Source organism: Pseudomonas sp. NFACC25, from assembly GCF_900100935.1.
Taxonomy (GTDB): Bacteria; Pseudomonadota; Gammaproteobacteria; order Pseudomonadales; family Pseudomonadaceae; genus Aquipseudomonas; species Aquipseudomonas marginalis.
Window position 1 is genome coordinate 182874 of sequence record NZ_FMUC01000008.1, and the last position, 26273, is coordinate 209146.

The following is a 26273-nucleotide window of genomic DNA, read 5'->3' on the forward strand; positions in this document are numbered from 1 at the left end:
ACCAGCAGCCGAGGCTGTGTGGCGCATGGCCTTGAGGCATACTGCGGCGACGTTCAACAGCAGGTCATCGACAGCATGAAAAAAGCCAACGCGTGGAGTCTAGCCCTGATCCCCTGTCTCGGCCTGTGGTTGGGCGCGGCACCGGTGTGGGGCGCGACTGCACCGCCCTTGAGCGAGGTGCGCGTATTCAAGGTCGAATCGGCGCACTGCACGGAAACCATCCCGGAACGCGCGCAAAGCACCCAGATGTGCACGCACCGTGGGCCCACCCAAGTGTCGGTGATGGAAGTCGGCCTGGGTAACAACCCGATGGGGCGCTTCAATGGTGCCGAACTGAGCGGGCAACGCACGCCCGTGTGCCAGGTCGGCAGCGTCAGCGAGGCCTGCAGCGGGGCAGGCACGCTGATGGGCTACATCTATGTATTTGACCTGAATGTCCAGGCCCAAGGCTGGTTCGAATACAGCAACTCGTCGATCAACGGCCCGCGGAACACCTTGAAGACCCTCCTCAATATCCGCTGATCAATCACCTTGAACGCTCAATACCCCGGGAAGTCGTACCCCTGAGACGGCGACTTTCCTGAACGCCGCGGATGTACACCAACCCGTGAGGTGTTTATGAGCGCGATCCCCAATGGCGCGGCGGCCCAACCGTTCGTCGCCCACTCCATACGCTTGACCCTCAATGGTCAGGACCGTCAACTCGACGTATTGCCCTGGACCACGTTGCTGGATTTGCTGCGCGAGCAACTGGACCTGGTCGGCAGCAAAAAAGGCTGCGACCACGGCCAATGCGGTGCGTGCACAGTATTGCGCGACGGTAAACGCATCAACGCCTGCCTGACCCTGGCGGTGATGTGCGACGGCGCCGAACTGACCACCATCGAAGGCCTGGCCGACGGTGACCAACTGCACCCGATGCAGCAAGCCTTTATCAAGCACGATGCCTTCCAGTGCGGTTACTGCACGCCGGGTCAGATTTGCTCCGCCGTTGGCCTGGTCAATGAAGGCCGTGCCCACGACAGTGCACAGATCCAGGAGCTGATGAGCGGCAACCTGTGCCGCTGCGGCGCCTACAGCAATATCCGCGATGCCATCGAAGAGGCTTTGCCGGCGTGCCGGGCCCAGGGAGGTGAGCGATGAATCCCTTCCAGTACAGCAAACCGGCGGATGTCCACGCAGCCGTGCACCTGAGCAGCGCCGCGTCGCGCTTTATTGCCGGGGGCACCAACCTGCTGGACTTGATGAAAGAAAACATCAGCCGCCCCGAGCACCTGATCGATATCACCGGCCTGCCGCTCAATGAGATTGAACAAACCGCCGAGGGCGGCCTGCGCATCGGCGCGCTGGTGAGCAATGCCGACCTGGCCTGGCACCCGCTGATCGAACAGCGTTACCCGTTGCTGTCCCAGGCGATCCTTGCCGGTGCTTCGCCGCAACTGCGCAATATGGCCAGCACCGGCGGCAACCTGTTGCAACGCACCCGGTGCTACTACTTCTATGACGCCAGCGTGCCCTGCAATAAGCGTGAACCCGGCAGCGGCTGCCCGGCGCGCACTGGGTTGAACCGTATCCATGCGATCCTCGGCGCCAGCGAACAGTGCGTGGCCACTCACCCTTCGGACATGTGCGTGGCCCTGGCGGCGCTGGAGGCGCGGGTGCATGTGCAGGGGCGTGGCGGCGCGCGGGTTATCGAATTTGCCGACTTCCACCGCCTGCCCGGTTATGCGCCGCAACGCGACAACCAGCTGGCCGACGATGAGCTGATCACCGCCATCGAATTGCCCGCTGACCACCTGGCCCGTCACAGCCATTACCTGAAAATCCGCGACCGCGCGTCTTATGCGTTTGCCTTGGTGTCGGTGGCCGCCGCTCTCGAGTTGGACGGCGATCGAATCGTCGACGCGCGCCTGGTCCTCGGCGGCGTGGCCCATAAACCCTGGCGCGACCGTGCGGTGGAAGCCTCGCTGATCGGCCAGGCGGTCAGCCGCGAAACCTTCAGCAATGCCGCCGACGCGGTGCTGCAAGACGCCGAGCCGCTGGAACACAACGGCTTCAAGATCAAGCTGGCGCGCCGCGCAATCATCCGTGCCCTGAGCGACGCCGCCGTCGCAGGAGATCGCCCATGACCGCTATTGGCAAACCCCTGGACCGTGTCGACGGTCTGCTCAAGGTCACCGGCCAGGCGCGTTATGCCGGTGAGTTTCCCGAGGACGGCCTGCTCCACGGCAGTGTGGTGTCCAGCACCATCGCCAAGGGCCGTGTGCTGGCGATCGATGCGTCCAGGGCACTGGCCCTGCCGGGCGTGGTGGCGGTTATCCATCACCTCAACCGGCCGAAAATCGCCCGTTACGACGATGCCTTCCAGGATGACGATGCGGCGGACGGCTCACCGTTTCGCCCGCTGTATAACGACCGGGTGCTGTACAGCGGCCAACCCCTGGCCCTGGTGATCGCCGACAACCTGGAACTGGCGCGGCATGCCGGCTCGCTGGTAGCGATCGACTACGCACGGGAAGACTTCGAGACCGACCTGCTCGCCCAGCAGGAACAGGCCCATGCTTCACCGCAGGCGCCGCCCAAGCCGCGTGGCAACTTCCAGGCCGAGTGGGCCGCTGCCGCCGTCAGCCTCGACCTGCACTACAGCACCCCCATCGAACACCACAACCCCATGGAACCCCACGCCAGCACCGTGCTGTATCAGCCGGATGGCACCCTGCATATCCATGACAAGACCCAGGGCCCGCAGAACTGCCAGGCCTATGTGCAAGACGTGTTCGGCCTGGATAAAAGCCAGGTGCGGATCTTCGCCGCGTTCGTCGGTGGTGCGTTCGGCTCGGGCTTGCGCCCGCAGTATCAATTGCCGCTGGCGGTGATGGCGTCCCTGGCGCTCAAGCGCTCGGTGCGCGTCACCCTGACCCGCCAGCAGATGTTCACCTTCGGCTACCGCCCGCGCACCTTGCAGCGTTTGCAGATGGGCGCCGCCGCCAATGGTCGCCTGCTGGCATTGGGGCATACGGCGATTGGCCAGACCTCGCGCTTCGAAGACTTCAGCGAGCACGTGGTGGAGTGGAGCGGCATGCTCTATCACTGCGACAACGTGCAACTGACCTACAAACTGGTGCCGCTGGATGTATTCACGCCCCTGGACATGCGCGCGCCCGGCGCTGCCTTGGGCGTGATCGGCCTGGAGTGCGCCATGGACGAGTTGGCCAGCGCCTTGGGCATGGACCCGGTGCAACTGCGCCTGGTCAACTACGCCGAGCGCAACCAGAACGAAGACAAGCCCTGGTCGAGCAAGGCCCTGCGCGAGTGTTACAGCGAAGGTGCCGAGCGCTTCGGCTGGAGCCAGCGCAACCCGGAACCGCGCAGCATGCGCGACGGCTGCCAGTTGATCGGCTGGGGCATGGCCGGTGGCGTGTGGGAGGCCATGCAGATGAAGGCCAGCGCCAAGGCGCGCATCGACGCCGAGGGCAAGCTGACCGTCAGCAGTGCGACCACGGACATCGGCACCGGCACCTACACGGTGATGACCCAGATCGCGGCGCAGGCCAGTGGCGTGGCGGTTGAGGACGTGGTGTTCCTGCTCGGCGACTCTTCATTGCCCACCGCGCCGCTGCAAGGCGGCTCGTTCACCGTGTCGTCCGTCGGCACCGCCGTGCAGCAAGCCTGCGAAGCGTTGAGCGCGAGGCTGCTGACCATCGCCCGGCAGACTTACCCGGTGTTCAAGGATGCCGAGTCCGTGCGTTTTGAAGACGGCCAACTGCACACCGGCGATGTGAGTGTGTCGTTGGCACAACTGGTCAAGGACAGCGGTGAAGAGAGCGTGGAAGTCCAGGTCGACAGCGAGCCGGACAAGAAACGCGAGGGTTACGCCACCGCCACCCATTCGGCGGTGTTCGTCGAAGTGCGGGTGGATGAAGACTTGGGCACGATCAAGGTCAGCCGCGTGGTCAGCGCCATTGCGGCCGGGCGGGTGGTCAACCCGAAGATGGCCCGCAGCCAGATCCTCGGCGGGGTGGTGTGGGGCATCGGCATGGCCCTGCATGAAGAGACCCAGATCGACCATCAGTTGGGCCGCTACATGAACCACAGCCTGGCCGAGTACCACATCCCGGTAAATGCCGATATCGGCGAGATTGACGTGGTGTTTGTCGAGGAACATGACGAGATCGTCAACGCCCTTGGGTCCAAGGGCGTGGGAGAGATCGGCATTGTCGGGGTGGCGGCGGCGGTGGCGAATGCGGTCTACCATGCCACCGGCAAGCGGGTGCGAGAGTTTCCGATCACCCTGGATAAGGTGCTCTGACGCGGTCCAGCAAACACTGAAGGTCCAAATGTGGGAGGGAACAAGCCTCCTCCCACATTGGATCATGCCGCGGGCTTGATGCTTTCATCTATCGGCACATGCATACGATCCCGATTCGCCAGGGTCGGGAACAGTTTGATCCACACCCCGGTCACCACCAGCGTACCGATGCCGCCCATCACCACGGCCGGCACGGTGCCGAACCAATGGGCGGTAATCCCCGATTCGAACTCGCCCAATTGGTTGGAGGCGCCGATAAACAGACCATTGACCGCACTGACCCGCCCGCGCATTTCATCCGGCGTCTCCAACTGCACGAAGGACGCACGGATCACCATGCTGATCATGTCCGCCGCGCCCAGCACCACCAGCACCGCCAGGGAAAACCAGAACGAGGTGGACAGGCCGAAGGCGATGGTCGCTACGCCGAATACGCCGACGGCGGTGAACATCACCCGGCCCACCTGCCGATCTACCGAAAAGCGCGCCAGCCACAACGACATCAACAGCGCGCCCACCGCCGGCGCCGAGCGCAACAGGCCCAGGCCCCATGCGCCGGTCAGCAGGATGTCCTTGGCGAATACCGGCAGCAACGCGGTGGCGCCGCCCAGCAGCACGGCGAACAGGTCGAGGGAAATCGCCCCGAGGATGTCCGGGCGGCTGCGGATAAAGCGGATGCCGGCCAGCAGTGAATCGAGGGTGGCCTTGCCTTTGTTGAGCGGGGTCTGGCGGGCGGGCAGGTTGAGGGTCAGTACACAGGCAATCAGGTACAGCGCCACCGTGGGCCCATACACCCAGACGCTGCCGAAGGCGTATAGCAAACCACCGAGCGCCGGGGCGACGATGGTTGCCAGTTGCTGGGCCGACTGCGACGAGGCCACCGCACGCGGGAACAGCGCACTGGGCACGATGCTTGGCAGCAGGGCCTGGGTGGTGGGCATTTCAAACGAGCGCGCGGCGCCGAGCAGGAAGGCGAGGATAAAGATCATCTCGCGGGTCACGTTGCCGGTGAGGCCGCCAATGGCCAGGGAAAGGGCAATCAGCGCCTGCACGGTCTGGCAGATGGCCGCGACTTTGCGTCGGTCATAGCGGTCGGCCACGTGCCCGGTGTGCAGCATGAACAGCACGCGCGGCACGAACTCCACCAGGCCGACCAGCCCCAGGTCGAGCACGTTGCCGGTGAGTTGGTAGAGGTTCCAGCCAATGGCCACGGTAAGCATCTGGAAGCCGCTGGCGGTGAAGATCCGTGCCAGCCAGAACGCGATGAAAGGGCGGTGGTGACGTAACAGCAACGTGGGTTCACTGGGCATCGGAAATTCAGGTCAAGGCCGGAGGGAAGGGGCAGATTAGCATCAAGCTGTAACAATTAGTTGCGAGAAGAAGGCTGAGGCAAGCTGTCACGCGGCAAAAGACCACACAGGCCAGCCGCGAAAATGGGACTACTCTTTTCACTGTGATTGACCCAGATCAAAGTCATTTCAGAATTTGTTCTGGTGGCCGCAAGGCCCGATTCCCTGCGTGGCTGGTTAAAAAAAGAAACGAATTGAAATTCGCCAGACTCCATATCCGTGGGGGCAGTGGGTGCAGGCTCCCGCCAGCAGCCGGTATTACCTGACAGAGGAAGACTTATGTTCGGTTTGGAGGCGCTAGATCTCGCCCGAATTCAGTTCGCGTTCACCATCTCATTCCACATCCTGTTCCCGGCGATCACCATCGGCCTGGCCAGTTACCTCGCGGTGCTGGAAGGCTTGTGGCTCAAGACCCATAACGATACCTACCGTGACCTCTACCATTTCTGGTCGAAGATCTTTGCCGTCAACTTCGGCATGGGCGTGGTCTCCGGTCTGGTCATGGCCTACCAGTTCGGCACCAACTGGAGCCGCTTCTCGGACTTCGCCGGCGCCGTGACCGGGCCGCTCCTGACGTACGAAGTGCTTACGGCCTTCTTCCTCGAAGCCGGTTTCCTCGGCGTGATGCTGTTCGGCTGGAACAAGGTGGGGCGCAAGCTGCACTTCTTCTCCACCGTGATGGTGGCCGTCGGTACGCTGATCTCGACCTTCTGGATCCTGGCGTCCAACAGCTGGATGCAGACGCCGCAAGGCTTTGAAATCATCGACGGCCGCGTGATTCCTACCGATTGGCTGGCGGTGATCTTCAACCCGTCGTTCCCTTACCGCCTGATGCACATGGCGACGGCGGCGTTCGTGGCCACCGCGTTCTTCGTCGGTTCCTCGGCGGCCTGGCACTTGCTGCGCGGCAAGGACAACCCGGCGATCCGCAAGATGTTGTCGATGGCGATGTGGATGGCCCTGATCGTGGCGCCTATCCAGGCGGTGATCGGGGACTTCCATGGCCTCAACACCCTCGAGCACCAGCCGGCGAAAATCGCCGCGATTGAAGGCCACTGGGAAAACAAAGGCAATGAGCCAACGCCGCTGATCCTGTTTGGCTGGCCGGACATGAAAGCGGAAAAAACCAAATACGCCGTGGAGATTCCGTACCTGGGCAGCCTGATCCTGACCCACTCCCTGGACAAACAGGTGCCGGCGCTCAAGGAATTCCCGCCGGAAGACCGGCCGAATTCGACCATCGTATTCTGGTCGTTCCGGGTCATGGTCGGCCTGGGGTTCTTGATGATCTTCACCGGCCTGTTCAGCCTCTGGCTGCGCCGGGGCGACAAGATGTACACGTCCAGGCCGTTCCTGTACCTGGCGCTGTGGATGGGGCCGTCCGGCCTGATCGCGATTCTCGCCGGTTGGTTCACCACCGAGATCGGCCGCCAGCCGTGGGTGGTCTACGGGTTGATGCGCACTGCGGATGCTTCTTCCGGGCATAGCCTGGCGCAGATGACGATCACCCTGGTGTTGTTCGTGGTGGTGTACTTCGCGCTGTTCGGCGCCGGCCTGGGCTACATGATGCGCCTGGTGCGCAAAGGCCCGGTGACCCACGAAGGCACGGAACCGACCCACGGTGGCCCTGGCCAGAAACGCACACCGGCCCGTCCGTTGTCCGCCGCCGATGATGGCAGCGATGACGACCACGCCCACATCCAGCACAAGGGGAATTGAGATGGGTATTGATCTTCCGCTGATCTGGGCCGTGATCATCATCTTCGGCATCATGATGTACGTGGTCATGGACGGCTTCGACCTGGGCATCGGCATCCTCTTCCCGTTTATCCCGGGCAAGACCGACCGTGACGTGATGATGAACACCGTGGCCCCGGTCTGGGACGGTAACGAAACCTGGCTGGTGCTGGGCGGCGCGGCGTTGTTCGGCGCGTTCCCGCTGGCCTATTCGGTGGTGTTGTCGGCACTGTACCTGCCGTTGATCCTGATGCTGGTGGGGCTGATCTTTCGTGGCGTGGCCTTCGAGTTCCGCTTCAAGGCCAAGGACCACAAGCGTCACCTGTGGGACAAGGCGTTTATCGGCGGTTCGCTGGCGGCCACGTTCTTCCAGGGCGTCGCGCTGGGGGCGTTTATCGACGGGATCCCGGTGGTCAATCGCCAGTTTGCCGGCGGCTCGCTGGACTGGCTCACGCCGTTCACGATGTTCTGCGGCGTGGCGCTGATCGTGGCCTATGCATTGCTCGGCTGCACCTGGCTGATCATGAAAACCGAAGGCCCGTTGCAGGAGAAAATGCACAACCTGGCGCGGCCATTGGCCTTCGTGGTGCTGGCCGTGATCGGCATCGTGAGTCTCTGGACGCCACTGTCGCACCCGGAAATCGCCTCGCGCTGGTTCACCCTGCCGAACCTGTTCTGGTTCCTGCCGGTACCGATCCTGGTGCTGGTGACCATGTACGGGTTGATCCGCGCCGTGGCGCGGAATGCCCACTACACACCGTTCCTGCTGACGCTGGTGCTGATCTTCCTCGGCTACAGCGGCCTGGGGATCAGCCTGTGGCCGAACATCATCCCGCCATCCGTGTCGATCTGGGATGCCGCTGCGCCGCCCCAGAGCCAGGGCTTCATGCTGGTGGGCACCTTGTTCATCATCCCGTTCATCCTGGGCTACACCTTCTGGAGCTACTACGTGTTCCGCGGCAAGGTCACCCACGAAGACGGCTATCACTAGGAGGGTCGTTGCATGTCCGGCAAACCTACGTTGCACGAGATCGAACAGGCCGAGAAACAGCCGCTGTGGCGGCGCCTCGGCTGGCTGGCGATGATCTGGACCGGCAGTGTGCTGGCCCTGTTCGTGGTGGCCAGCCTGATGCGCATGTTCATGAATGCGGCCGGCCTGACCACCCACTGACATCCCGATCCGGGCTTCGCGCCCGGTTTTCAGCCCTGCTCTTCTTCTGGAAGGGCAGGGCTTTTTTTATTTGCGTGCTTTGAGAATCACGAACTTGGGCGTGGCAGCGACCTGCTCTACGCCACGGAACAAGCGCGCCAACTTGCTGTGATAACCCAGGTGACGGTTGCCGACGATATACAGCGCGCCGCCGACCACCAACGCCTCCCGCGCCTGCTGGAACATACGCCAGGCCAGGAAGTCGCCGACCACCTGCTGCTGGTGGAACGGCGGGTTGCACAGCACCACGTCGAGGGAGTCCGGCTCCTGGCCTGCGAGGCCGTCCCCGGCGCGTACTGTCACCTCCCGATCACCGAGGGCGGCTTGCCAGTTCTCAAGGGCCGATTGCACGGCCATATAGGACTCGTCCACCAAGGTGTACCGGGCGTCGGGGTTTTGCAGTGCGCTGGCAATCGCCAATACGCCGTTGCCGCAACCCAGGTCCGCCACGCGGGCACTGCCCAGGTTATTGGGCAGGTGCGGCAGGAAGGCGCGGGTGCCGATGTCCAGGCCTTCACGGCAGAACACGTTGGCATGGTTGAGCAGTTCGATAGCCGGCGCGTCCAGGGTGTAGCGCGTCGGGTAGGGCGAGACCGCCGTGGGGCGGTCGGCCAGTGTCGCGATCAGCAACCGCGCCTTCTTCACCGCCAGGGAGGCGTGCATCGGCCCGATATAGCGCTCCAGCAACTCACCGGCCGCCCGGGGCAGGTGCTTGACCATCGCTGCGGCAATCACTTCGGCGCCCGGCGCCAGTTGGCCTTGCAGGCGGATCAGTTGTTCTTCCAGCAATGCCAGGGTCTTGGGGACGCGGATCAGCACCCGGTCGAACGGCCCGCTGGGCACCTCGCTGGCGGGGATGAACGGCACGGCGTCAAAGGCCTTGCCATTGCGCACCAGGTTTTTATCCAGGCCCAGGGCGGCCAGGAACGAGTCGCCGCTGGAGTTCACCTGCACCCGGCCTTCCAGGCTCGCAGCCAGGGCGCCGAAGCTGTCATTGAGCACCAGCACGCGGGTCGCAGCGCTCGGTTGCTGTTCAGCCAGGTAGCTGAGCAGGTACTCGTCGGCGGCGTCGAAGGCTTGCAGCGGATCGTTATGTTGCTCTGGCTGGCGGATCAGATCGAGCTGGGCGAAGGGGCTGTCGAGCAGGGGCATGGCGAGGGAGGCTCTGGGTCATCGATGGGTGTTCGGCAGTCGGCTGCGGAACCGTCTGAGTGAACAGCGGGCGGCACCCCGTGGGAACAGCCCAGCACTCAGAATGGGTCGTAAATGTTACTTTTTTTCCTGAGGGATTACATGCGGTGTTTCAACGCTGATTAAAACAACCCCGCTTTCGAGGCGCAGAGCACGGCGGCGATCTTGTTGTTGACTCCCAGCTTTTTGAAGCAACTGCAGATATGAAAGCCCACCGTACGCTCGGACAGGCACAGGATGGCGGCAATGTCCGCAGCGGTCTTGCCCATGGCTGACCACTTGAGGATTTCGGTTTCGCGCGGGGTCAATTTGTTTGCAGGGTTAATGCTGGGCTTGTGTGCGTAAGTCTTCGCGACTACCGCATGCATCGCATGGCACAGCCACAGGACCTGGCCGGCTTTTTCATAAAGCTCCTGCGGGGTCACTTCACCCGCACTGCGACCCAGGGTCAGCATGCTGAACACACCCTGGAAATCATGCACGGCTTGGGTCCATCCCAAATGCACACCAAAGGATCGGGCTAAAGACCACAGGTTGGGTGAGTCTTTAAAGATTTTTTCTTCCCAGACAAGGGGCAGTACACAACGTTTGCAATGTTCCACCACGGGGTCAGCGTCAAAGAAGTGGGCCTGGTTATACAGTTTGTTCCATTCATCTGGATAGTTGTTGAGGCGAACAGGTTTCGTTTGGTTGTTAGGTAGTTGAGAGCTCATCGTGAAAGAACAGTATTGGAAGCCGAGTGCGTAGGTGTGGTTAACAGCCATCTCGAAAAGAGTCGTAACCTCGCTCTCGCCTTCCAGTTTGGGAAGTCGGGTATTGCGCCAGTTGACCATTGGTAACTCTCCATGGGTTTCCGCATGACATGGGATACGTCCTGAACTCCCACTGCACGGAAATTAGTGTAGGACATGAGCTACATCGCGAGATGAAATTTTCGCTCTTGCAGGGCAGCGTTTAAGAAACTTTCTCTAAGGTCGCGGCGGGCTTAGCTAAGGGGCTTAGTTGTTTTTTCGATTTTTTAGTCAGTTGAAGCACCTGTAGCAGCTCAACTTAGAGCGCGCTTGTAGCGCGGATAAAGGGGCTAATAGCAAATTGATCAGAGTTGATATTAGGTTGCCATTATTTTGTGCCTATATAATGCCACTACCAACCAGAGGTGTTTCCGGGCTCGAGTTTGAGGGACACTAGGGCACCTGTAGAACGGAGTCCCCCATGACGGCCAGTGCTGAGAAATTTACCCGCCAAACCTTGCTCGATGTGCAATCCCTGACCCCCAGCCTGTTTACCCTGCGAACCACCCGTGACCCAGGGTTCCGGTTTACCGCCGGCCAGTTCGTGCGCCTGGGGGTCAGCAAGGCGGATGGCAGCACGGTATGGCGCGCGTATTCCGTGGTGTCCTCGCCGTTTGATGAATACTTGGACTTCTTCTCGATTGTTGTCCCAGGCGGCGAATTCACCAGTGAACTCAGCCGCCTGAGGGTGGGCGATACCTTGATGGTGGAGCGCCAGGCTACCGGGTTCCTGACCCTGAACCGTTTCGTCGATGGCCGGGACTTGTGGATGTTAGGCACCGGCACCGGGGTGGCACCGTTTTTGTCGATCCTGCAGGACTTCGAAGTCTGGGAGAAATTCGAGCGCATCATCCTGGTGTACAGCGCGCGGGAAGCCCGGGAGCTGGCGTACCAGTCGCTGATCAAGGGGTTGGGCGAGCGGGAGTACCTGGCAGAATATGCGCACAAACTGACCTACATCCCCATCGTGACCCGAGAGGATTATCCGGGGGCGTTGAGTGGGCGTATTACCACCTCGATCGAAAACGGAGAATTGGAGCGTGCTGCCGGCGTCGATCTGACCCCGGAACATTCCCGTGTGCTGATTTGCGGCAACCCGCAGATGGTGGATGACACTCGCCAGTTGCTCAAGCAGCGCGACATGCAACTGAGCCTTAGCCGCCGGCCAGGGCAGGTGGCAGTGGAAAACTACTGGTAATGAAAAGGCGCCTCAAGGAGGCGCCTTTTTTCCAAGCCGGTACGGGTTAAAGCGGCTTGTCGTTCTGTGCCTTGAGCAGGTCGCGAATCTCGCCCAGCAGCACTTCTTCCTTGCTCGGTGTCGGTGGCAGGCTAGGCGCCACGGCTTCTTCGCGCTTGAGGCGGTTGATGGCCTTGACGCCCATGAAGATCGCAAACGCGACGATCACAAAGTCGATCACGCTCTGGATGAACTTGCCGTACGCCAGCACCACGGCAGGCACATCGCCCTGTGCCGCCTTGAGCGTAATCGCCAGGTCACCAAAGTCCACGCCACCGATCAATAGACCAATGGGCGGCATCACTACGTCGCCTACAAACGAGGAAACAATTTTGCCGAAGGCGGCGCCGATGATGATACCGACGGCCATGTCGACCACATTACCTTTGACCGCGAAGGCCTTGAACTCACTGATCACGCCCATAGGTTATTCCTTGTTACAGATGAGAAGGGTGCCGCTCAGTGTAAATCAGTCGCAGCGGGCATGCCCGACACAACCGTTAACACTGTCAGTTTTTATCGACACATTAAATCGCAAATAGTTTGCAAAGTGCCACCAATCGCGCGCGAAATACCCGCTATTTCAGCGGCTTACCACATTATTTTCTTAATCGACCTGGTGGTGTTTTTCTATTTATCTTCTGACTCGTGGGTCACTAGCCTCTGGCAAGCACAACTGAATGTGCATTAAAAAAACCAGAGGAAACCTTGATGAAGAATCCAATGAATCGCGGCCCGGTATTGGCGCGTCATGTGCTGGTACTGGCGACCGCCAGCCTGCTTTCCCTCTCCGTACAAGCCGCCAACCTGACCCGTGACAACGGTGCCGCCGTCGGCGACAACCAGAACTCGCAAACCGCCGGCGCCAACGGCCCGGTGCTGCTGCAGGACGTGCAACTGATCCAGAAACTGCAGCGCTTCGACCGTGAACGCATCCCTGAGCGCGTGGTGCATGCCCGCGGTACCGGCGCCCATGGCACCTTCACCGTCACCGATAACCTCAGTGACCTGACCAAGGCCAAGGTCTTCGCTGCTGGCGAAACGACCCCGGTGTTCGTGCGCTTCTCGGCCGTGGTGCACGGCAATCATTCCCCTGAAACCCTGCGTGACCCGCGCGGCTTCGCCACCAAGTTCTATACCGCCGATGGCAACTGGGACCTGGTGGGTAACAACTTCCCGACGTTCTTTATCCGCGATGCCATCAAGTTCCCCGACATGGTCCACGCCTTCAAGCCGGACCCGCGCACCAACCTGGATGATGACTCCCGTCGCTTCGACTTCTTCTCCCATGTTCCCGAGGCCACTCGCACACTTACCGAGTTGTATTCCGACTCCGGTACTCCGGCCAGTTATCGGGAAATGGACGGCAATGGCGTACATGCCTACAAGTTGATCAACGCCAAGGGTGAAGTGCATTACGTCAAGTTCCACTGGAAGAGTCTGCAAGGCATCAAGAATCTCGATCCCAAGCAAGTTACCGAAGTGCAGGGGCGTGACTACAGCCATATGACCAATGACTTGGTCACCCATATCAACAAGGGCGACTTCCCCAAGTGGGACCTGTATGTGCAGGTACTCAAGCCGGAAGACTTGGCCAAGTTTGATTTCGACCCGCTGGACGCCACCAAGATCTGGCCGAATGTGCCCGAACGCAAAGTCGGGCAGATGGTACTGAACCGCAACCCGGCGAATGTCTTCCAGGAAACCGAACAAGTGGCCATGGCTCCGGCCAACCTGGTACCGGGCATCGAGCCGTCGGAAGACCGCCTGCTGCAAGGCCGGGTGTTCTCGTATGCCGACACGCAGATGTATCGCCTGGGCGCCAATGCCCTGCAACTGCCGATCAACGCCCCTCGGGTCACCGTCAACAACGGTAACCAGGACGGCGCGCTGAACTTCGGCAAGACCACCAGCGGCGTGAACTACCAGCCAAGCCGCCTGGAAAACCGTGAAGAGCCGCAAACCGCGCGCTATAGCCAGACGGCGCTGTCGGGCAGTACCCAGCAGGCGAAGATCCAGCGTGAGCAGAACTTCAAGCAGGCCGGTGATCTGTATCGCTCCTACAGCCCGAAAGAACGCCAGGACTTGATCGACAATTTCGGCGGCTCCCTGGCCACTACCGATGACGAGAGCAAGCACATCATCCTGTCGTTCCTCTACAAGGCCGATCCGGAATACGGCACCGGCGTGGCCAAGGTCGCCAAGGGTGATCTGGCACGCGTGAAGGCGCTGGCCGAAAAACTCACTGACTGACGTTGGTTTCGGTCGACGCCCCTCCCGGGCGTCGACCTCTGGCAGGAGAGCACCCATGCGTATTTCTATCGGTTTACTGATGACCATGCTGGCCTTTGTCGCCCATGCCGAGTCGCCCGACCCGGTAGCGCTCAAGGCGCAGCTCCAGGACTATTACTTCGACGCCGCCCGCCGTGGCGACCTCGACATGCTCAACACCTTCATCGACGCCGGCTTCCCCCTCAACACCCAGGACGACAAGGGCTACACCGCGCTGATCCTCGCCGCCTACCACGGCGAAAGCGCTTATGTGGAGCGTTTGCTCGCCGCCGGTGCCGACGCCTGTGTGCAGGACAAACGCGGCAACACCGCGTTGATGGGCGCGATCTTCAAGGGTGAGTTGAACATTGCCCAGCGCCTGCTGGCCACCGACTGCAACCCCGACCAACGTAATGGCGCCGGTCAGACGGCCGCCATGTACGCCGGCCTGTTCAAGCGCCTCGAGTTGCTCGACGAACTCAAGGCCAAGGGCGCCGATCTCAACGCCCAAGACCCGGTCGGCAACAGTGCTTCACGATTGGCCAGCGGTGAAATCCGGACCCCGGCGTCGCGCTGAGCTATCATCGCGGTTTTTCGGTTGGAGGTTCTCAAATGGCAAAGGCCAAGCGCATGTACGGCTGCACGGAGTGCGGCGCGACCTTTCCCAAGTGGGCCGGCCAATGCACCGAGTGTGGTGCGTGGAATACCCTGACTGAAACCATGATCGAAAGTGGCGGCGCCTCGGCCCCCACCGGCCGCGCCGGCTGGACCGGGCAGCAGGCGCAGATCAAGACCCTGGCGGAAGTCAGTGTTGAAGAGATCCCGCGTTTCTCGACGGCCTCCGGTGAGCTGGATCGGGTCCTGGGAGGCGGCCTGGTGGATGGTTCGGTGGTGTTGATCGGCGGCGACCCCGGCATCGGCAAGTCGACGATCCTGCTGCAAACCCTGTGCAGCATCGCCAGCCGCATGCCGGCGCTGTACGTCACCGGCGAAGAATCCCAGCAACAGGTGGCCATGCGCGCCCGCCGCCTGGGCCTGCCCCAGGACCAACTGCGGGTCATGACCGAAACCTGCATCGAAAGCATCATCGCCACGGCCCGGATCGAAAAACCCAAGGTCATGGTGATCGACTCGATCCAGACGATTTTCACCGAGCAGCTGCAATCGGCGCCGGGCGGCGTGTCCCAGGTGCGCGAAAGTGCCGCGTTGCTGGTGCGCTACGCCAAGCAGAGCGGCACGGCGATCTTCCTGGTCGGCCATGTGACCAAAGAAGGCGCGCTGGCCGGGCCACGGGTGCTGGAACATATGGTCGATACCGTGCTGTATTTCGAAGGCGAGTCCGATGGCCGCTTGCGTTTGCTGCGGGCGGTGAAGAACCGCTTCGGCGCGGTGAACGAACTGGGTGTGTTCGCCATGACCGACCGGGGGCTGAAGGAAGTCTCCAATCCCTCGGCGATTTTCCTGACCCGTGCCCAGGAAGAAGTCCCGGGCAGCGTGGTCATGGCGACGTGGGAAGGCACCCGGCCGATGCTGGTGGAAGTCCAGGCGCTGGTGGATGACAGCCATCTGGCCAACCCACGCCGCGTCACGCTGGGCCTGGATCAAAACCGCCTGGCGATGCTGTTGGCGGTGCTGCACCGTCATGGGGGGATCCCGACCCACGACCAGGACGTGTTCCTCAACGTGGTCGGCGGGGTCAAGGTGCTGGAAACCGCGTCCGACCTGGCGTTGATGGCGGCGGTGATGTCCAGCCTGCGTAACCGGCCATTGCCCCACGACCTGCTGGTATTCGGTGAAGTGGGGCTGTCCGGCGAAGTGCGCCCGGTGCCGAGCGGTCAGGAACGCTTGAAGGAGGCGGCCAAGCACGGCTTCAAACGCGCGATCGTGCCCAAGGGCAATGCGCCGAAGGAAATGCCGCCAGGATTGCAGGTAATTGGGGTCACGCGCCTGGAACAGGCGTTGGATGCACTTTTCGAATAACTCAGGGATGGACGCCATGCAACGATCGAATCGCTGGGGTGTAGTCGCCCTGTTTGTCGCCTTGGCCGGCTTGCCCGCCATGGCCTGGGCTGAGCTGCCAACGGGCTATCGCCTGGCGCAAACGCTGGTGACGCCAGACGGCAGTGTGCTGCAGGTGCTCGAAGACCAGCGCATCAGCCCCCAACTGCACAAGGACAGTTGGGGCAGTGGGCTGGATGAAGACTCGTTCGACGAGCCCGGCGATTTGGTCGACAACCCGCTGCTCGAAGCCCAGGTGCGGTGGGTATCGGCCTCGGGCGAGGTGATAGCCCACGAAGACCTCGGCTACCCGTTGGCCGAAGTCAAGAAAGCCCCGCTCAAAGGGCTGCCCGAACCTGTGTATTTTTTGACCATCGACCAGACCGCCCCCATGGGCAGCTACAGCGGGCCTGCCACGCAGCTGTTGCTGCCTGGCAAGCAGCAACTCAAACCGCTGGGTTACCAGGGCGCCGACGGCAAAGTCCAGGTGCTGACCCTGGCTCATACCGGCAAGGCTGCGTGGACGATCGCAACGCCAGTCAGTGGCGGCGCGGATGAACTGCTGCAGGTGTCGTCATTTATGGACGGCGACGGTGAGGATGACTTTGCCACCCGTTATCAGACTTATCGGTTTGTCGACGGGCAGTGGCACAGCGCCTCAAGTCAGAAGAAGGGCTACTGGGACACGGAAAGCGAATTTCCCGCACGTACCGCGTTCCCCTGAGCCATCACACTTCCAGCAACGCCGCCAGCTCCCGATCCAGTTCTTCCTGATCGCCTAGGTTCAGCTCGATCAGCCGCCGCAAGTGGCTGATCGAGTCCAGGTCGATGTATTGGCATACGAAACCCAACTGGCCAGGATCCTCGTGGGTCAGCTTCACCTGCATCTTTATATGGGCCTTTGGATCCAGACGAATATCGACGTCAAAGGGCAGCGCCTTATTTCCCTTCCACTCTTCAGGCCGTTGCACCAACAGGCCCTTGAGCGACAAATCCACCAATTGCACCGGCCATTCGTTGCCGTTTTGCCGAAGTTCGGTCTTGGCATCAAAGGCGATCCGGCGAAAACGACGGCGATCAGACGCTTGCTCGGTCATGGTGAAACCCTCTGTGGATAAAAGGATTGTAGCCCTGCGCCATCATCGGGTGGTTTTTTCTGCTTTTTTTGCCTCTGCAAGGCTCTAGACCAACGTAGGGGGGTGGCCTTTAAGGCCAGTAGCGCTAAACTCCGGATGGCTGTCCTTTCTGTCCACCCTGGCTGGAATATAAAAATGAAAAATAATAATAGCCTGCTACGCCACCTACCCTGGCTGGTGCTGGCAATCGTAGGAGCGTGCGCCCTGGGCGTAGTAGCCTTGCGCCGAGGCGAGGCGATCAACGCCTTGTGGATCGTGGTCGCTGCCGTGGCCATCTATCTGGTTGCTTATCGCTACTACAGCCTGTTCATCGCTAATAATGTGATGCAACTCGATCCACGGCGGGCCACCCCCGCAGTGCTCAACAATGACGGTCTGGACTATGTGCCGACCAACAAACACATCCTTTTCGGTCACCACTTTGCGGCGATTGCCGGTGCAGGTCCCCTGGTCGGCCCGGTACTGGCGGCGCAAATGGGCTACCTGCCCGGCACGCTCTGGCTGATTGCCGGCGTGGTGCTGGCCGGTGCGGTGCAGGACTTCATGGTCCTGTTCCTGTCCACCCGTCGTAATGGCCGTTCCCTGGGCGACATGGTTCGCGAAGAGATGGGGCGTATCCCGGGGACCATCGCGCTGTTCGGCTGCTTCCTGATCATGATCATCATCCTCGCGGTGCTGGCGCTGATCGTGGTCAAGGCCCTGGCCGAGAGCCCATGGGGCATCTTCACGGTGATGGCGACCATCCCGATTGCGATGTTCATGGGCATCTACATGCGCTACATCCGCCCGGGCCGTATCGGTGAAATCTCCATCATCGGCGTGCTGTTGCTGCTCGGTTCGATCTGGCTGGGCGGGCAGATCGCCGCTGATCCGGTCTGGGCCAAGGCCTTCACCTTCACCGGGATCCAGATCACCTGGATGCTGATCGGCTACGGTTTCGTGGCGGCGGTACTGCCGGTGTGGCTGATCCTCGCGCCACGTGACTACCTTTCTACCTTCTTGAAGATCGGCACCATCATCGCCCTGGCGATCGGCATCCTGGTGACCATGCCCGACCTGAAAATGCCGGCGCTGACCCAGTTCATCGACGGTACCGGCCCGGTATGGAAGGGCGGCCTGTTCCCGTTCCTGTTCATCACCATTGCCTGTGGCGCGGTCTCGGGCTTCCACGCGCTGATTTCCTCGGGCACCACGCCCAAGCTGCTGGCCAATGAAAGCCACGCCCGTTACATCGGTTACGGCGGCATGCTGATGGAGTCCTTCGTGGCGATCATGGCGATGGTTGCCGCTTCGGTGATCGAGCCAGGCGTGTACTTCGCCATGAACAGCCCGGCGGCAATCGTCGGCACCGACGTGGTGACCGTGGCACAAACCGTCAGCAGCTGGGGTTTTGCAATTACCCCCGAGGCGCTGTCGGCGGTGGCCCATGACATCGGTGAAACCACCATCCTCGCGCGTGCCGGTGGTGCGCCGACGTTGGCGGTGGGTATCGCGCAGATCCTGCACAGTGTGCTGCCGGGTGAAAACACCATGGCGTTCTGGTACCACTTTGCGATCCTGTTCGAAGCGCTGTTTATCCTGACTGCCGTCGATGCGGGCACCCGTGCCGGTCGCTTCATGCTTCAGGACTTGCTTGGCTCCTTCGTACCGGCGCTCAAGCGCACCGAGTCCTGGACCGCCAACCTGATCGCGACCGCCGGTTGCGTCGCCATGTGGGGTTACCTGCTGTACCAGGGCGTGATCGACCCGCTGGGCGGCATCAACACCTTGTGGCCGCTGTTCGGTATCTCCAACCAGATGCTGGCCGGTATCGCGCTGATGCTCGCCACCGTTGTGCTGATCAAAATGAAGCGCCAGCGCTACATCTGGGTGACCATGCTACCGGCGGTCTGGCTGCTGATCTGCACCACCACCGCGGGCTTCATCAAGCTGTTCGACGCCAACCCGGCGATCGGTTTCCTGTCGCTGGCGAAGAAGTACAGTGATGCCCTGGCAAACGGCCAGATCCTGGCCCCGGCCAAGAGCGTGGACCAGATGCAGCACGTGATCTGGAATGCCTACACCAACGCAACGCTGACTGTGCTGTTCCTGTTCGTGGTGTTCAGCATCCTGTTCTATGCGCTCAAGGTCGGTGTCGCCGCCTGGGGCAACAAAGAGCGTACGGATAAAGAAGCCCCGTTCCAGGCAGTACCGGACGCCTAACCGAGGATTGCAAGCATGTTCAATGACATCAGTCGCCTCGGTAAATACCTCGGTCAGGCCGCGCGCCTGATGGTCGGCATGCCCGACTACGACACGTACGTCGAGCATATGCAAACCAAGCACCCGGACAAGCCGATGATGGACTACAAGGCGTTCTTCCGGGAGCGCCAGGAGGCCCGTTACGGCGGCAAGGGTGGGCCCAAGTGCTGTTGATTTAACGCAACGCCCTGTGGGAGGGGGCTTGCCCCCGATAGCGGTGTGTCAGTGACAGATCAGTGCCTGACACACTGCTATCGGGGGCAAGCCCCCTCCCACATTTGTTTCTGTGTTCCTTTAAGGAGAATTTCTTTTGTCCTCTCCCATTCCAGTCACCGTCCTCAGCGGCTTTCTCGGCGCGGGCAAGACCACCTTGCTGCGCCATCTGCTCAAAGCCGAGCACGGCTTGAAAATTGCCGTGATCGAAAACGAATTCAGCGACGCCGGTATCGACACCCAATTGCTGGGCGAAGAACCGGTGCAAGTCATGACCCTGTCCAACGGCTGTGTGTGCTGCACCATCCACACCGACCTCACCAAAGCCCTGTATCTGTTGCTGGAGCGCCTGGACAGCGGCGAGATCGCCTTCGACCGCCTGGTGATCGAGTGCACCGGCCTGGCCGACCCGGCGCCGGTGGCCCAGACCTTTTTCATCGATGAGGAACTGCGCGAACGCTACATCCTCGACGGCATCATCACCCTGGTGGACGCCGCCCACGCCGAGCATCACCTGACCCAGACCATCGCCCAGGCGCAGATCGGTTTCGCCGACCGGCTGCTGGTGAGCAAGCGTGACCTGGTGGACGATGCTGCCTTCGAGGCACTCAGTGAACGCCTCACACGCATCAACCGCCGCGCGCCGATTCGCGTGGTCGAGCACGGCAAGATTGATCTGGCCGAACTGCTCGATGTGCGCGGCTTCAACCTTAATGCGGGCATGAGTCTGCGCCCGGTGAGCAAGGCGCCGTCCATCGACCGTATTTCCAGCCTGGTGCTGCGCACCGACCAGCCGCTGGATATCGACCGTCTCAGTGAGTTCATGAACGAACTGCTGGAAGACCATGGCAAGCAGCTGCTGCGCTACAAGGGCGTACTCAATATTGCCGGCGAAGACCGTCGCATGGTGTTCCAGGGCGTGCTCAAGCTCTATGGTTTCGACTGGGATACCGAATGGGCCGAGGGTGAGGCGCGGGAGAGTGTGATCGTGTTTATTGCCGATGAATTGCCCGAAGACAAAATCCGCGAAGGCTTTGCCAAGGTCTACCAACCTTGACGTGTAATGCAGTCAAATGTGGGAGGGGGCTTGCCCCCGATGGCGGTGGGTCAGTAAACCTATATGTGACTGACACACTGCTATCGGGGGCAAGCCCCCTCCCACAGTTGATCTCATTTCAAGTTGGAGACCAGGCATAAAAAAGCCCGGCTCAAGAGCCGGGCTTCTTAGTCAAGCAACTGCAATCAAGCGCCGTATACCGGCAGCTTCTTGCAGATGGCCTTGACCTTCTCACGTACCGCGTCGATCACGGCTTCGTTGTTCAGGTCCGCCAGGATGTCGCAGATCCAGCCGGCCAGTTCCTTGCACTCTGCTTCCTTGAAGCCACGAGTGGTCACAGCCGGGGTGCCGAAGCGCAGGCCGGAAGTCACGAACGGCGAACGTGGGTCGTTCGGCACGGAGTTTTTGTTCACGGTGATGAAGGCTTTGCCCAGGGCAGCGTCAGCATCTTTACCGGAAATGTCCTGCTTGATCAGGGACAGCAGGAACAGGTGGTTTTCAGTACCGCCGGACACCACGTCAAAACCGCGCTCGATGAACACGCCGGCCATGGCCTGGGCGTTTTTCACCACTTGTTGCTGGTAGGTCTTGAACTCAGGTTGCAGGGCTTCCTTGAAGCAGATCGCCTTGGCGGCGATCACGTGCTCCAGTGGGCCGCCCTGGGCGCCCGGGAATACGGCGGAGTTCAGCTTTTTCTCGATCTCGGCGTTGGCGCGCGCCAGGATCAGGCCGCCACGTGGACCGCGCAGGGTCTTGTGGGTGGTGGTGGTCACCACGTCAGCGAAAGGCACAGGGTTCGGGTAGACGCCAGCGGCGACCAGACCGGCTACGTGAGCCATGTCGACGAACAGGTAGGCGCCCACCTTGTCGGCGATGGCGCGGAAGCGTGGGAAGTCGAGGATCTGCGAGTAGGCAGAGAAACCGGCCACGATCATTTTTGGCTTGTGCTCGACCGCCAGGCGCTCGACTTCGTCGTAGTCGATCAGGCCGTTGGCATCGATACCGTACTGAACGGCGTTGTACAGCTTGCCGGAGGAGGAAACGCTGGCGCCGTGGGTCAGGTGACCACCGTGGGCCAGGCTCATGCCCAGGATGGTGTCGCCGCCCTGCAGCAGGGCCAGGTACACGGCGCTGTTGGCTTGGGAGCCGGCGTGCGGCTGGACGTTGGCGTAATCGGCGCCGAACAGTTCTTTTGCACGGTCGATGGCCAGTTGCTCAACCACGTCGACGTACTCGCAGCCACCGTAGTAGCGCTTGCCTGGGTAGCCTTCGGCGTACTTGTTGGTCAGAACCGAACCTTGAGCCTCCATCACCGCAGGGCTGGTGTAGTTTTCCGAAGCGATCAGCTCAATGTGCTCTTCCTGGCGCACGGCTTCTTGCTCCATGGCGGCGAAGAGATCGGCGTCGTACTTGGCAATAGTCAAATCACGGCTGAACATGGCGGTCCTCAAGGATCGGGGGCAGAAAAGGAGGGCATTCTAACCCAATGGGTTTTAGATGGCATATGAAAGGACATCATGTCGCGGACAAGCGGGGCTCATCTCGGGATGGGCGGTGACTGTGCCGGCCTCATCACACCGCTCAATCGAACATGAACAGCGCATCATTGCTGAACTGCGCCTCGAACCGATTCGCCGGCATCGGCCGCCCGAACAGATACCCCTGCACCTCGTCGCAACCATGCTCGCGCAGGAAGTCCAGCTGCTCATGGGTTTCCACACCTTCGGCAATCACCGCCAGGTTGAGGCTGTGGGCCATGGCGATAATGGCGCGGGCGATTTGCGCATCCTGTTCGCCGGAGGGCAGGCCATCGACGAAGGTGCGGTCGATTTTCAGCACGTCGATGGGGAATTGCTTGAGATAGTTGAGGGACGAATAACCGGTACCGAAGTCGTCCACCGCGATGCTCAGGCCCAGGTTTTTCAGGCTGTCGAGGATGTGCATGGCTTCGTTGACTTCGCGCATCAGGATACTTTCGGTCAGCTCCAGTTCCAGGCACGCCGGCGGCAGGCCGGTGTCCTTGAGGATGGTGGCGATGCGCGTGCCCAGTTGGCCGTCGGAGAACTGCCGCGCAGAGATGTTCACCGAGACTTTCGGCACCCGCACCTTGTTCTGGTGCCAGGTCTTGAGCTGGCGACAGGCTTCGCTGATCACCCAGTCGCCCACGTCCACCACCAGGCCCAGCTCTTCGAGCACCGGAATGAAGTCCCCCGGCGGCACCAGTCCACGGCGTGGGTGGCGCCAGCGCAGCAGCGCCTCGGCACCGGTCAGGCGTTTGCCGTCGCCGCTGAACTGCGGCTGGTAATAGAGCACGAATTCGTCCTGCTCCAGGGCGTGGCGCAGGTCGCTCTCCAGTTCCAGGCGTTCCAGGGCGCTGGCGTTCATATCGGCCTGGTAGAACTGGAAGTTGTTCTTGCCGCGTTCCTTGGCGTGATACATCGCGGTGTCGGCGTTTTTCATCAACTGGCTCAGCTCGTTGCCGTCCTGGGGGCTGAGTGCGATGCCGATACTGGCGGTCACAAAGAACTCGCGACCTTCCAGCACGAAGGGCTTCACCAGGCTGGCGAGGATCTGCTCGGCCACATGGATCGCGCGGTTCAGCGCCATCTCGCGGTTGACCCGCGGTTGCAGCAGCAACGTGAACTCGTCGCCGCCCATGCGTGCCACGGTGTCGTCTTCGGCCACGCAGCCGAGCAGGCGGGTCGCCATTTCCTTGAGCATGCGGTCGCCGGCCGCGTGGCCCAGGGAGTCGTTGATCGGCTTGAAGCGGTCGAGGTCGAGGAACATCAGCACCACCCACGACTTCTGCCGTTCGGCTGATTGCAGCGCGGTGTGCAGGCGGTCCTGGAACAGCGTGCGGTTGGGCAGGTGGGTCAGGGCGTCGTAGTAGGCCAGGCGGTGGATGCGCTGTTCGCTGGCCTTGCGTTCGCTGATATCACTGAAGAAACACACATAACTGGCCAGGTCGCCTTCGTCGTCGAACACCGCCGTAATGCCGACCCAGGCCGGGTAGTGCTCGCCGTTACGGCGCTTGAGCCACACTTCGCCTTCCCAGGTGCTGTGCTGGTGCAATTGCTTGAGCACATAGCGCAGGTGGGCTTCCTGTTGTTCGTCGACGGTGAGCATGTTCGGCAACTGGTCGAGTACGTCACTCACTGCATAACCGCTGACCCGGCTGAACGCCTCGTTGGCCTGCACGATATAACCGGCCGGGTCGGTGATCAGGATCGCCGACGTGGAGTGTTCGAATACGGTGGCGGCCATGCGCAGGTCTTTTTCCGCGCGGCGTTGCTGGCTGATATCGCGGCCCACGCCGAGGACGCCTTCGAAGGCGCCGTGCTCATCCCACACCAGCACCAGGCGCAGCTCGATCGGCACCTTGCGGCCGTCGGCGCGCAGGCAGTCGAACAGGAACAATTGGGTCTGCACTTGATCACGGAGTCTGTTCAGCGCGTCGGGATCGCCCAGCGCCCGGCTGACCTGTTCCAGCAAGCTATAGATGCCGGTCAGTTGCTGGGGGTTGGCGATGATCGACTGCCAGCCGTTCTTGAATACCCAGTCCACGTCGTAACCCAGCACGGCGTTGACCGACGGGCTGATGTAGTTGAGGGCCAGTTGGCTGTCGGTGGAGCAGATCACGTCGCTGATGCTTTCGGCCAGCATGCGGTAGCGCTTTTCGCTGTCGCGCAGGGACTCGCTGGCTTCGATCTGGTCGGTGATGTCCTTGGCCACACCGATGATACGCGTGACTTGCGCCGATTTGTCCCGCGCCAGGGCCTGCTCGCGGATATCAAAGCGCCGCCATTGATTGTTGCGATGGCGAAAGCGCAACTGGCAGTGCAACTGCGTCGCGTAGCCGGCCTGGCGTTGCTGTTGGCGCAAATCGTGGTAATGCTCGGCGTCTTCGGGGTGCAGCAGGATTTCCCAGAAATACTCGCCCATTTGCTGCAGTTCGGCCTTGGTATAGCCGAGGGTGTGGCCCAGATGGTGGTTGCTGAAGATCATGCGCTGGCTGATCACGTCCTGCACATACAAGTGGTCGGGCACGGTACGCACCACGTCCGACCAGAAGCTTTCGCGTTCCACCAGCGACAGTTCGATCAGCTTGCGGCTGGTGATGTCGCTGATGCTGAGGATCACCGCCTTGAAGTCGTCCTGCTGCTCCGGCAGGCGCATCACCATCCAAAGGTACTGTTCGTTGCCGGCCACATCCTTGAGCTGGATTTCCAACTCAAGCTGATTCTGTTGGGTCAGGACCGCTTCGAGTATCTGATGCCCGATGGACGTGGTATTGCGCGGGCAATCATCGATCAGCCGCTCCCACGCTTCCTCGCAGGAGCCCACTCTGAGCAGGCTCACCGCCACCTGGTTGATCTCGGTGATGCGCAGTTCGGTGAGCAACTGCCGGCATTCCTCGGGGGAGGTTTGCAGCCAGGCGTGCAGTTGCTCGCGGGTCTGCAAGTGCACCTTGCCAAAAAATGCATTCAGGCCCGACAGGTCAAGTACGCACAGGGCGACGCCGGTGCCTTCGAAAATATCCTGATACCGACGCCGGCCTTCATGCACCTGGCGCTGGCGGCGACGCATATTCAGCAGCACGATCACGGGGATCAGCGAGAAGGCCAGGCCCAGCAGGCATTTACCGATAAACGCCGGCAGCAGTTGTTCCAGCACGGCTGCGCGGTCGAACATCCCACGCAATTGCCAGTCGCTTTTGCTCAGGGGCGTGACCAGCACGCTTTTATTCAGGTCATCCGGGGTCAGGGCGTCGCCCCATTGCGCCGGCATGCCGCTGTCACGGCTGACCACCCGGTGGTTCAGGCGGTTCTCGATGGCCCACATCGGCCGTTGGACCTGGCTGTCCTGGCGGGTCAGGTTGACCAGGTACTCGGGTGCCAGGCGCAGCGCCCAGTACATCCTTGAGCCGCCGCTGGGCTGGTGCAGCAGCAGATAGATGAGGGTGCCGTCGTTGTTATTGCTCAGGTAGTAGGGTTGGCCGTGGCTGCGCTGCACCAATTCTTCCAGCCAGGCGCTGTCCTGGCTGTCATTGGCGCTGTCGCTGATCATCGCGCCGCTGGGCGCCAGCAGGGCGATACTGCGCAGTTCCGGCAGCGAGCGCTGCAACGTGCGTGTCAAGGCCTGCTGCTGTTCGATGTCGCGCGGCGGCTCGACCATCGGTAGCAGGTTCAGGGCAATTTTTGCGCTCAGGGCCATGTTCAGGCTGATCTGTTCAGCCAGGTCGGCACTGTAGTCGATGGTGTATTGCTGTTGGTTTTTCTGGTTTTGCTGCAACTGGTCCAGCAGTTGCCAGAACAATAATGCGAGCAGCAGGAGGACAAGCGTCGCCAATGCGCCTTTGAGGGTGCCGTGCAGGGGCGTTCCCGGCGCTACATGAGCGGCGCGCAAGGGCGTTGGCGGCGTGACTTTGGACAAGCTGTGATCCTGCGGTTTGGCTGGACTGGCGCGCGACGTGCACTATAAGCCGGACGCCCGAAGGGCGGCTAGCATGCCTTGACTTGTGGCAAAGTGCCAG

22 protein-coding genes are annotated in these 26273 nt (G+C 61.4%); 15 read left to right on the plus strand and 7 right to left on the minus strand.

Going from position 1 to position 26273, the window contains the following annotated elements:
* Positions 1 to 75: 75 nt before the first annotated feature.
* From BLQ09_RS19330 to BLQ09_RS19345, 4 genes are all read left to right on the plus strand, one after another.
* Positions 76 to 522, plus strand: a complete 447-nt coding sequence (locus tag BLQ09_RS19330; protein ID WP_027605301.1) for a DUF4879 domain-containing protein — start codon at positions 76 to 78, stop codon at positions 520 to 522.
* A gap of 96 nt (positions 523 to 618) precedes the next feature.
* Positions 619 to 1143, plus strand: a complete 525-nt coding sequence (locus tag BLQ09_RS19335; RefSeq protein ID WP_027605302.1) for a (2Fe-2S)-binding protein — start codon at positions 619 to 621, stop codon at positions 1141 to 1143.
* On the plus strand, positions 1140 to 2129 hold the full coding sequence (locus BLQ09_RS19340; protein ID WP_092358266.1) for an FAD binding domain-containing protein: 990 nt from the start codon (positions 1140 to 1142) through the stop codon (positions 2127 to 2129). Before BLQ09_RS19335 ends, BLQ09_RS19340 begins: the two co-directional genes overlap by 4 nt.
* Positions 2126 to 4309 carry a xanthine dehydrogenase family protein molybdopterin-binding subunit gene (locus BLQ09_RS19345; protein WP_027605304.1) on the plus strand — a complete coding sequence of 728 codons (2184 nt, stop codon included), beginning with the start codon at positions 2126 to 2128 and terminating at the stop codon, positions 4307 to 4309. The genes BLQ09_RS19340 and BLQ09_RS19345 overlap by 4 nt, the downstream gene beginning before the upstream one ends.
* A gap of 62 nt (positions 4310 to 4371) precedes the next feature.
* On the opposite strand, the gene BLQ09_RS19350 is transcribed toward BLQ09_RS19345, so the two are convergent.
* Complete coding sequence (locus BLQ09_RS19350) at positions 4372 to 5619, minus strand: MFS transporter (RefSeq protein ID WP_027605305.1); 1248 nt, start codon at positions 5617 to 5619, stop codon at positions 4372 to 4374.
* Positions 5620 to 5937: 318 nt separating this feature from the next.
* Here BLQ09_RS19350 and BLQ09_RS19355 point away from each other — a divergent pair, with 318 nt between their 5' ends.
* Genes BLQ09_RS19355 through BLQ09_RS19365 form a run of 3 tightly spaced genes read left to right on the plus strand, consistent with a single transcriptional unit; the run spans position 5938 to position 8566 of the window.
* Positions 5938 to 7377 (plus strand): cytochrome ubiquinol oxidase subunit I, encoded by a 1440-nt coding sequence (locus tag BLQ09_RS19355; RefSeq protein ID WP_027605306.1) that lies wholly within the window; start codon positions 5938 to 5940, stop codon positions 7375 to 7377.
* 1 nt (position 7378) lies between these two features.
* Positions 7379 to 8386, plus strand: a complete 1008-nt coding sequence (gene cydB, locus BLQ09_RS19360; protein WP_027605307.1) for a cytochrome d ubiquinol oxidase subunit II — start codon at positions 7379 to 7381, stop codon at positions 8384 to 8386.
* Between the two features lie 12 nt (positions 8387 to 8398).
* Positions 8399 to 8566 (plus strand): DUF2474 domain-containing protein, encoded by a 168-nt coding sequence (locus BLQ09_RS19365; protein ID WP_010562540.1) that lies wholly within the window; start codon positions 8399 to 8401, stop codon positions 8564 to 8566.
* A 66-nt stretch (positions 8567 to 8632) separates the two neighbouring features.
* Here the strand turns inward: BLQ09_RS19365 and BLQ09_RS19370 are convergent, their stop codons facing one another.
* Together BLQ09_RS19370 and BLQ09_RS19375 are read right to left on the minus strand one after the other, a co-directional pair.
* Positions 8633 to 9757, minus strand: a complete 1125-nt coding sequence (locus BLQ09_RS19370) for a methyltransferase (protein ID WP_092358268.1) — start codon at positions 9755 to 9757, stop codon at positions 8633 to 8635.
* 161 nt (positions 9758 to 9918) lie between these two features.
* Positions 9919 to 10629, minus strand: a complete 711-nt coding sequence (locus BLQ09_RS19375) for a helix-turn-helix transcriptional regulator (RefSeq protein WP_027605309.1) — start codon at positions 10627 to 10629, stop codon at positions 9919 to 9921.
* Between the two features lie 379 nt (positions 10630 to 11008).
* On the opposite strand from BLQ09_RS19375, the gene BLQ09_RS19380 reads away from it, so the two are divergent.
* On the plus strand, positions 11009 to 11785 hold the full coding sequence (locus BLQ09_RS19380) for a ferredoxin--NADP reductase (RefSeq protein WP_027605310.1): 777 nt from the start codon (positions 11009 to 11011) through the stop codon (positions 11783 to 11785).
* 46 nt (positions 11786 to 11831) lie between these two features.
* On the opposite strand, the gene mscL is transcribed toward BLQ09_RS19380, so the two are convergent.
* Entirely contained in the window at positions 11832 to 12248 is a 417-nt protein-coding gene (gene mscL, locus BLQ09_RS19385; protein WP_053137928.1) for a large-conductance mechanosensitive channel protein MscL, read from the minus strand.
* Positions 12249 to 12535: 287 nt separating this feature from the next.
* Here mscL and katB point away from each other — a divergent pair, with 287 nt between their 5' ends.
* The 4 genes from katB to BLQ09_RS19405 are packed head-to-tail and all read left to right on the plus strand — an operon-like array spanning position 12536 to position 16817.
* Positions 12536 to 14077, plus strand: a complete 1542-nt coding sequence (gene katB / locus BLQ09_RS19390; RefSeq protein WP_027605312.1) for a catalase KatB — start codon at positions 12536 to 12538, stop codon at positions 14075 to 14077.
* Positions 14078 to 14132: 55 nt separating this feature from the next.
* The gene (locus BLQ09_RS19395) at positions 14133 to 14672 is read left to right on the plus strand and encodes an ankyrin repeat domain-containing protein (protein ID WP_027605313.1); all 540 of its coding nucleotides are present in this window, start codon (positions 14133 to 14135) and stop codon (positions 14670 to 14672) included.
* 35 nt (positions 14673 to 14707) lie between these two features.
* Positions 14708 to 16075, plus strand: a complete 1368-nt coding sequence (gene radA / locus BLQ09_RS19400; RefSeq protein WP_024077502.1) for a DNA repair protein RadA — start codon at positions 14708 to 14710, stop codon at positions 16073 to 16075.
* Between the two features lie 16 nt (positions 16076 to 16091).
* Positions 16092 to 16817 (plus strand): hypothetical protein, encoded by a 726-nt coding sequence (locus BLQ09_RS19405; RefSeq protein WP_027605314.1) that lies wholly within the window; start codon positions 16092 to 16094, stop codon positions 16815 to 16817.
* Between the two features lie 4 nt (positions 16818 to 16821).
* Here BLQ09_RS19405 and BLQ09_RS19410 read toward each other — a convergent pair whose 3' ends face one another.
* Positions 16822 to 17190, minus strand: a complete 369-nt coding sequence (locus BLQ09_RS19410; RefSeq protein WP_027605315.1) for a PilZ domain-containing protein — start codon at positions 17188 to 17190, stop codon at positions 16822 to 16824.
* A 174-nt stretch (positions 17191 to 17364) separates the two neighbouring features.
* Between BLQ09_RS19410 and BLQ09_RS19415 the strand changes: the two genes are divergently transcribed.
* From BLQ09_RS19415 to yjiA, 3 genes are all read left to right on the plus strand, one after another.
* A complete protein-coding gene (locus tag BLQ09_RS19415) occupies positions 17365 to 19431 on the plus strand; it encodes a carbon starvation CstA family protein (RefSeq protein WP_027605316.1) in 2067 nt (688 codons plus the stop codon).
* A 15-nt stretch (positions 19432 to 19446) separates the two neighbouring features.
* The gene (locus tag BLQ09_RS19420; RefSeq protein WP_003176208.1) at positions 19447 to 19644 is read left to right on the plus strand and encodes a YbdD/YjiX family protein; all 198 of its coding nucleotides are present in this window, start codon (positions 19447 to 19449) and stop codon (positions 19642 to 19644) included.
* A 136-nt stretch (positions 19645 to 19780) separates the two neighbouring features.
* Positions 19781 to 20740: a GTPase gene (gene yjiA / locus BLQ09_RS19425; protein WP_027605317.1), complete on the plus strand. Its 960-nt coding sequence runs from the start codon at positions 19781 to 19783 to the stop codon at positions 20738 to 20740.
* Positions 20741 to 20925: 185 nt separating this feature from the next.
* Here the strand turns inward: yjiA and glyA are convergent, their stop codons facing one another.
* Both glyA and BLQ09_RS19435 read right to left on the minus strand, forming a co-directional pair.
* Positions 20926 to 22179: a serine hydroxymethyltransferase gene (gene glyA, locus BLQ09_RS19430; RefSeq protein ID WP_027605318.1), complete on the minus strand. Its 1254-nt coding sequence runs from the start codon at positions 22177 to 22179 to the stop codon at positions 20926 to 20928.
* A 142-nt stretch (positions 22180 to 22321) separates the two neighbouring features.
* On the minus strand, positions 22322 to 26173 hold the full coding sequence (locus BLQ09_RS19435) for a bifunctional diguanylate cyclase/phosphodiesterase (protein WP_027605319.1): 3852 nt from the start codon (positions 26171 to 26173) through the stop codon (positions 22322 to 22324).
* Positions 26174 to 26273: the final 100 nt, after the last annotated feature.